The 6,972-nt window shown below is 64.1% G+C and carries 8 protein-coding genes; 5 read left to right on the forward strand and 3 right to left on the reverse strand.

What is annotated here, in order from left to right; translation table 11 throughout:
• Positions 1-40 precede the first annotated feature (40 nt).
• The 5 genes from cobJ to bluB all read left to right on the forward strand — a co-directional run bounded on the left by cobJ (position 41) and on the right by bluB (position 5,401).
• Positions 41-1,579 carry a precorrin-3B C(17)-methyltransferase gene (gene cobJ, locus DFR38_RS01715; RefSeq protein WP_059285484.1) on the forward strand — a complete coding sequence of 513 codons (1,539 nt, stop codon included), beginning with the start codon at positions 41-43 and terminating at the stop codon, positions 1,577-1,579.
• Positions 1,576-2,676, forward strand: a complete 1,101-nt coding sequence (locus DFR38_RS01720; protein ID WP_059285483.1) for a CobW family GTP-binding protein — start codon at positions 1,576-1,578, stop codon at positions 2,674-2,676. The genes cobJ and DFR38_RS01720 overlap by 4 nt, the downstream gene beginning before the upstream one ends.
• Positions 2,677-2,851: 175 nt before the next feature.
• On the forward strand, positions 2,852-3,454 hold the full coding sequence (cobO, locus tag DFR38_RS01725; protein ID WP_059285482.1) for a cob(I)yrinic acid a,c-diamide adenosyltransferase: 603 nt from the start codon (positions 2,852-2,854) through the stop codon (positions 3,452-3,454).
• A gap of 1 nt (position 3,455) precedes the next feature.
• Positions 3,456-4,748: a cobyrinic acid a,c-diamide synthase CobB gene (locus DFR38_RS01730; protein WP_110312904.1), complete on the forward strand. Its 1,293-nt coding sequence runs from the start codon at positions 3,456-3,458 to the stop codon at positions 4,746-4,748.
• On the forward strand, positions 4,745-5,401 hold the full coding sequence (gene bluB, locus DFR38_RS01735; protein ID WP_059287569.1) for a 5,6-dimethylbenzimidazole synthase: 657 nt from the start codon (positions 4,745-4,747) through the stop codon (positions 5,399-5,401). The genes DFR38_RS01730 and bluB overlap by 4 nt, the downstream gene beginning before the upstream one ends.
• An 85-nt stretch (positions 5,402-5,486) precedes the next feature.
• Here the strand turns inward: bluB and DFR38_RS01740 are convergent, their stop codons facing one another.
• From DFR38_RS01740 to DFR38_RS21175, 3 genes are all read right to left on the reverse strand, one after another.
• Positions 5,487-6,413 (reverse strand): LysR family transcriptional regulator, encoded by a 927-nt coding sequence (locus DFR38_RS01740; protein WP_059287568.1) that lies wholly within the window; start codon positions 6,411-6,413, stop codon positions 5,487-5,489.
• Between the two features lie 5 nt (positions 6,414-6,418).
• Positions 6,419-6,745 (reverse strand): hypothetical protein, encoded by a 327-nt coding sequence (locus DFR38_RS01745; RefSeq protein ID WP_059287567.1) that lies wholly within the window; start codon positions 6,743-6,745, stop codon positions 6,419-6,421.
• Positions 6,745-6,972 (reverse strand): hypothetical protein (locus tag DFR38_RS21175; RefSeq protein WP_425320040.1); only part of this gene is annotated, 228 nt, incomplete at its 5' end. The genes DFR38_RS01745 and DFR38_RS21175, both read right to left, overlap by 1 nt.

A 6,972-nucleotide genomic window follows, 5' to 3' on the forward strand; every position in this document is an offset into this window, starting at 1 on the left:
TTGGCAGGCCCCGCCTGCACGCAGCAGAAAGCATCACACAATGACCGGAAAACTCTACCTTGTCTCCGTCGGCCCCGGCAGCCGCGAACTGATCCCGCCCATGGTGGAACAAGCGCTGGCCGCCAGCGACGTCATCGTCGCCTACGACCTCTACCTTACATGGATCCAGCCGTGGATTGCCGGCAAGGACATCCGCACCCTGCCGCTCACCCAGGAACGCGACCGCGCCCAGCTGGCACTGGAAGAAGCCCGTGCCGGCAAGACGGTGGCGCTGATTTCCAGCGGCGACATCGGCATCTACGCCATGGCCACGCTGGCTTACGAGGACATGCGCGAGGACGATGTGTTCGACGTGCAGCTGATTCCCGGCATCACCTCGGCCAATGCCTGCGCCTCGCTGCTGGGCGCGCCGCTGTCGCACGACTTTGCCACCCTAAGCCTGTCCGACCTGCTATGCCCGTGGGAGTGGATTGAAAGCCGCGCCCGCCATATTGCCGAGGCCGATCTGGCCGTGGTGTTTTACAACGTGCAAAGCAAGCAGCGCCAGGAAGGCGTGTACCGCATTCTGGACATCATGCTGGAACACAAGCGGCCGGAAACCCTGTGCGGCATCGTGCACAATGCCTACCGCGAAGGCCAGACGGTGGAAATCGTCACCCTGGCCGAGCTGCGCACGCGCCAGTTCAACATGCTCACCTCGCTGGTGATCGGCAACCGCTTCACCCGCCGCAAACGCAACTGGATGTTCACCCCGCGCGGCTATTTCAACTGGCAGAACACCGCCGACACCATTACCGCCGACAGCCTGCCCGGCGCCGCTGCCTGGGTATTTGCCGGCACCAGCGACGGCAATGCGCTGGCACGCCAGCTGGCAGCAGGCGGCCAGCCGGTGATTGTCAGCACAGCAAGCGACTACGGTGCCGAAATCGTCGCCGCCGACAGCCCTGGCCTCACCAGCATCAGCGGGCGGCTGGGGGTAGAGCGTCGCCGCGAGCTGCTGCAACAAAGCCAGGCGCGCTGCATCGTGGATGCCACTCACCCCTATGCCACGGAAATGTCGCAGCAGCTGATGGCGCTGGCACGCGAGCTGGCCCTGCCCTATCTGCGCTACGAGCGCCCCAGCGCTGTCGACCAGCACCCGGCGATTCACTGCAGCAGCATGGCTGAAGCGGCAAAACTGGCGATGCAGCACGGCCAGCGCATTTTCCTGGCCACCGGCAGCAAGGAGCTGGCCAGCTTTGTGCAGGCCGAGGGCGCGGCCGACAAGCAATGGTTCGTGCGGCTGGCACCGGACCCGCAACACCTGCAACGCGCCATCGACCTGGGCATTCCGCGTGCACGCCTGTGTGCCATGCAAGGCCCGTTCTCGCAGGCCGCCAATGAAACCCTGTGGCGCGACTGGCAGATCGACTGCGTCATCAGCAAGCAGTCGGGTGACGCCGGTGGCTACAGTGCCAAGGCGGCTGCCGCTGCTGCGCTGGGCATTCCCTTCATCGTGGTGGACCGTCCGCAGCTGGACTACCCAGCCAGCTTTGCCGACTTTGCCAGCCTGCAAGCCGCACTGGAGCAGCTGGCATGAGCAGCCCGCGCATTCCGGTCACCGTGCTCACCGGTTTTCTGGGCGCGGGCAAAACCACCCTGCTCTCCAATCTGATCCGCGACAGCAAACAACGGCGGCTGGCCATTCTGGTCAACGAGTTTGGCGAGGTGTCCATTGACGGCACCATCCTGCGCACGGACGACAAGGCCGGGGTGGAGATTCACGATCTGGCCAATGGCCTGGTGGCTTACGACGACGACGAGCACTTCCTGCCCACCATGCTGGCCTTGTGGCAGCGCCGCCAGCAGATCGACCATGTGCTGATCGAAACCTCGGGCCTGGCCCTGCCCAGCGCGGTGATGGAGCAGCTGCAAGGCCCGGAGCTGGCAGAACGCTTTGTGCTGGACGCTACGCTGGCCGTGGTGGACACCCCGCTGCTGTTGGCGGGTGACTTCGACAGCGGCCATGGCCAGCAGGACGACGCAGTGGCCAGCCTGTTCCGCCAGCAGCTGGAAAACGCCGACATCGTGGTGCTGAACAAGATAGACCAGCTTGACGACGCCGCCATGCTGCAAGCAGAAAGCACGGTGCGCCAGCTGGCGCCGTCCATCCGCTTTATCGAGTTGGCCTATCAGGCCAAGCTGGACACCCGGCTGACGCTGGGCCTGCATCTGCATGAAGTCAGCGGCAGCGGTCACCGCCATTACGGGCCGGTCTCCAGCCTGCCACTCAATCTGCGCCCGCTGGCCAATCAAACCTTGCTGGACGGCCACAGCCACGGCGGCCTGGCCGCGCACAGTCATGGCCTGGCCACGCACAAGCATTTTCATGAGCAGGACCCGGGCTGGCAGTCGTTTCTGATTCGCAGCAAGGACGCACAGGACGCAGCTCGCCTGCTGGCAGCGGTGGAAACAATTGCCCGCGAGGAAGCGCTGTTGCGCATCAAGGGCCATGCGGCCAGTGCCAATGGAGAGGGCCGGCTGACACTGCAAGCGGTACGCCAGCGCGTACAGCTGCAACAGGAGCCGGAAACCGCCGCACCACGGCAGGCGCAACTGGTATTCATCGGCTACCACCCCAGCCGCCCGCGCATTGTGGAGCGGCTACGGGCACTCACCGGCACTCACTGGCAGTAAGAGTGACTGACAAAAACCCTGTAGCGGCGTTGCGCCTCCTTGCCGTACTGCTTGTACTGTCTGCGTCGGCGCGCCTTGCCACAGGGACGCTGCGCTATTTTTTCAGCCACTCCAGCTGTACCCATAAGCAATAACCCGACTGCTGCATCAGGCCAGCAATCAGAAGGAAAGCACCATGAAAACCGACGCCGACGCCCACCAGCGCATGGTGGAAAAGCGCAAGGCCGGCTTTGAAAAGAAAAAGGCCGCCGCAACCAAGGAAAAAGGCTTGCTCATCGTCCATACCGGCACGGGCAAGGGCAAGAGCAGCGCCGCCTTCGGCATGGGGCTGCGCATTGTCGGCCACGGCATGCAGCTGGGTGTGGTGCAGTTCATCAAGGGCGCGCTGCACACCGCCGAGCGTGATTTGTTCAGCCGCTTCGACAACTGCCGCTTCCTCACCATGGGCGAGGGCTATACCTGGAACACCCAGAACCGCGAGGCCGACATCGCCACCGCACGCCAGGGCTGGGAGGCCGCGCTGGAAATGCTGAACAGCGGCGACTACGACATGCTGATTCTGGACGAACTGAACATCGTGCTGAAGTACGACTACCTGCCGCTGGACGAGGTACTGGCGGCGCTGGCCGCCCGCCCGGCCAATCTGCACGTGGTGATTACCGGCCGCCATGCGCCGCAGGCGCTGATTGATGCCGCCGATCTGGTAACGGAAATGAAGCTGGTAAAGCACCCCTACCGCGAGCAGGGCATCAAGGCGCAAGCCGGTGTGGAGTTCTGACATGGCTATTCGCCACTGCCCGGCGCTATTTATCAGCGCCCCCGCCTCGCATCAGGGCAAGACCACCCTTAGCGCCGGGCTGGCGCGCTACCACCGCCAGCAGGGCCGAACCGTGCGCGTGTTCAAGACCGGGCCGGATTTCCTCGACCCCTATGTGCTGGAGCAGGCCAGCGGCCACACCGTGTACGCGCTGGATTTGTGGATGAACGGCGAGGATGACTGTCGCCAGCGCCTGTATGCCGCTGCCGCCGAAGCCGACCTGATTCTGATCGAAGGCAGCATGGGTCTGTTCGATGGCACCCCCAGCAGTGCCGATCTGGCCCAGCTGTTCGGCATGCCGGTGGCCGCCATCATCGACGCGTCCGGTATGGCGCAAACCTTTGCCGCGGTGGCGCATGGCCTGGCCACCTTCCGCCCCGGCCTGCCGTTTTACGGCGTGCTGGCCAATCAGGTGGCATCTGCCCGTCACGCAGAAATGCTGACCGCCGCCCTGCCCGCCAGCCTTCACTATCTGGGCGCGGTGATGCGCCAGCAGGACATGGGCCTGCCGGAACGACATCTGGGCCTGGTACAGGCGCAGGAAGTGGACGATCTGGAAGCACGGCTGGAGCGCGCCGCTGCCCAGCTGGCCACCACCCGTCTGGCCGCTCTGCCACCCGCAGTCGCCTTCCAGCCTGCCACGGCACCCAGCCTGCCACGGCTGCTGGACGGCGTGCGCATCGCCATCGCCCGCGATACCGCCTTCAGCTTCATCTACCCGGCCAATATCCAGACGCTACAGGCAATGGGGGCCGAGCTGCATGACTTCTCGCCACTGGCCGACGATGCCCTGCCGGACTGCGATGCAGTCTGGCTGCCCGGTGGTTACCCGGAACTGCATCTGGCCGCCCTGACCGGTGCAGAGAGCAGCCGCGCCAGCCTGCATGCCCACGTGGCAGCAGGCAAGCCGCTGTATGCCGAATGTGGCGGCATGCTGTATTTGCTGGACAGCCTGACCGACAAGCAGGGTCAAAGCGGACAGATGCTGGGCCTGCTGCCCGGCCATGCCCGGCTGAATAGCCGCCTGAGCGCGCTGGGTCTGCAACAACTGCAACTGGATGGCGCAGTGCTGCGTGGCCACACTTTTCACTATTCCAGCCTGGATACGCCCATCACCCCGCTCACCCATGCCAGCCGCGCCACTGGCAAGGGACAGGGCGAGCCGGTGTACCGCCACGGCAGCCTGCTGGCCAGTTATCTGCACCTGTACTTCCCATCCAACCCTGCGGCCTGCGCCAGACTGTTCCTGCCATGAATGCCTATCCCCAAACCGACATCGACGCCGTCTACCGCGCCATCCGCGAACGGCGCGACATGCGCCACTTCAAGCCGGACCCGGTGGACCCGGCCCTGCTGCAACGCCTGCTACAGGCGGCGCACCTGGCCCCCAGCGTGGGTTTCATGCAGCCCTGGCGCTTCATCCGCATTAGCGATAGCGCCCTGCGCCAGCAACTGCATGCCGAGGTAGAGGTAGAACGGGTGGCCACCGCCAAGGCACTGGGCCAGCGTGAAGACGAATTCATGAAGCTGAAGGTTGAGGGCATTCTCGACTGCGGCGAGGTGCTGGTGGCGGCGCTGATGGACGGGCGCGAACGCCATGTATTCGGCCGCCGCACCCTGCCGGAAATGGATATCTGCTCCATCGCCTGCGCCATCCAGAACATGTGGCTGGCCGCCCGCGCCGAGGGCATCGGACTGGGCTGGGTATCGCTGTTCGACCCGCAGCGGCTGGGCACGCTGCTGGGCCTGCCGGCCGAGGCCAAGGCGGTAGCCATCCTGTGCATCGGCCATGTCGAGGCTTTCTACGACAAACCCATGCTGGAGCAGGAAAACTGGGCAAAGCGGCAAAACCTGGCCGAGCTGGTGTTTGAAAACGGCTGGGCCCGGCCACACACGCCCGCGGCTTGACCGCCACCGGGCAAATGGCCGCCTTACGCGCAGGCTCAGACCATCGCCGACATACCACGTGGCAACAGCGCTGTGTCAGCCATGCTCAGCGCGCGGCGCTATTGCGATGGCTGCTGAATGGTGTCAGGAACTGCTGGCGGAAATAGTCGCGAAACAAGGCGATGGCCGGGCTGATTTCAGCCTGCGCCTTCCACGCCAGCCCCAGCGTCATCGGCGGCACCTGCTGGTGCAGATTGACCGTTTCAATACGCCGCCCCTCCAGCGACCACGGCCGGTACACCATGTCCGACAAAATGGATACGCCACTACCATTGGCCACCATGCTACGCACCGCTTCCACCGAACTGGTCCGCAGCCTGACCTGTGGCTGCAAGCCGGCCTGCCCCCAATAACGCAAGGCTGTCTGTTCCGCCTCATCCACCGTCAGCATGATATACGGCTCGCGAGCAACATCCTGCAAGCTGGGGGCCGGATGGGACAGTAGCGAGTGCTGTGCCGGCAGCCACAGGCGCCGGGGCGAGCTGATAATGGGCTCCAGCTGCAATGCCGGGTTGTCCACATTGGAGCTGAGCAACACCGCCACATCGAAGTCCTGCTGCAACAAGCCGGCTTCGATCTCGGCGCGCGGCAATTCGTGCAACCGTATTGCCAGCTGCGGATACAGCGCCGCCAGACGCCGCAGATGCGCCGGCAAAAAATACCCCATCACCGTATAGGTGGCCGCCACGGTAAGACAGCCGGCAAAATCGCTTTCCCGCTTGCGCAGCAACATGGCCTCTTCCACATTGGCCAGAATCCCGTAGGCCTGTCCCAGAAAGCGCCGTCCGCAATCGGTGAGCACCATGCCGTGGGGGTGGCGCACAAACAGGCGCACCACCAGCATTTCTTCCAGCTGCCGGATGGCTGCCGTCACTGCCGACTGGGTGATGTTCAGCTGTACTGCCGCCAGGGAAACCTGCCCGGTTTCAGCCGTGGCAACAAAATACTTCAATTGCCGGAAGGAAAATGCCACGGCTATTAGTAGAGGTTTTGCAAATTGAAATTGGCTTTGTAGTGGCCATAGGCGGCGGCAATGCGGTAATAGCGTGCCGTGTCGGCATAGACGGTGGCTTTGGGGGCGACGATATTGCCGCGCCACAGCCAGCGGCCGTAACGGAATAACTGCTCGGCTTCCGGGTTGAGTGGCGGCAGGCGGTCTTGCTCGTAGGCGCAGGTGAAGGCCAGTTTGGCCTGAACGGCAGAGACATCGGGCAGGGTGTGCTGTGGTTGGGCGTGACACGCCGCCAGCAGCAGGGCCAACGTCAGTGCGCCAAGCACAGGACCAAACGAAGACAACGGGCGCATCAGGCGTACTCCATCAGTATCCAGCGCACCGGCTCGACCTGTTCACGGTAGCCGCGCCAGCGGTCCAGCAGCCGGGGGTAGTGCACCGGCAAGTTGGGCATCAGCTTGCCCTGGGTGAAGAAGCGTTGTACTTCAAAGCCTGCTTGGCGGTTGCTGACGCTGTGACCAGGAAACTGGGCATGCCAGATACCGCTTTGCGGGCAAGGCTCGCCGCTATGGCAGGTTGT

Origin of the sequence: Aquitalea magnusonii (genome assembly GCF_003202035.1) — a bacterium.
GTDB classification, from domain to species: Bacteria; Pseudomonadota; Gammaproteobacteria; order Burkholderiales; family Chromobacteriaceae; genus Aquitalea; species Aquitalea magnusonii.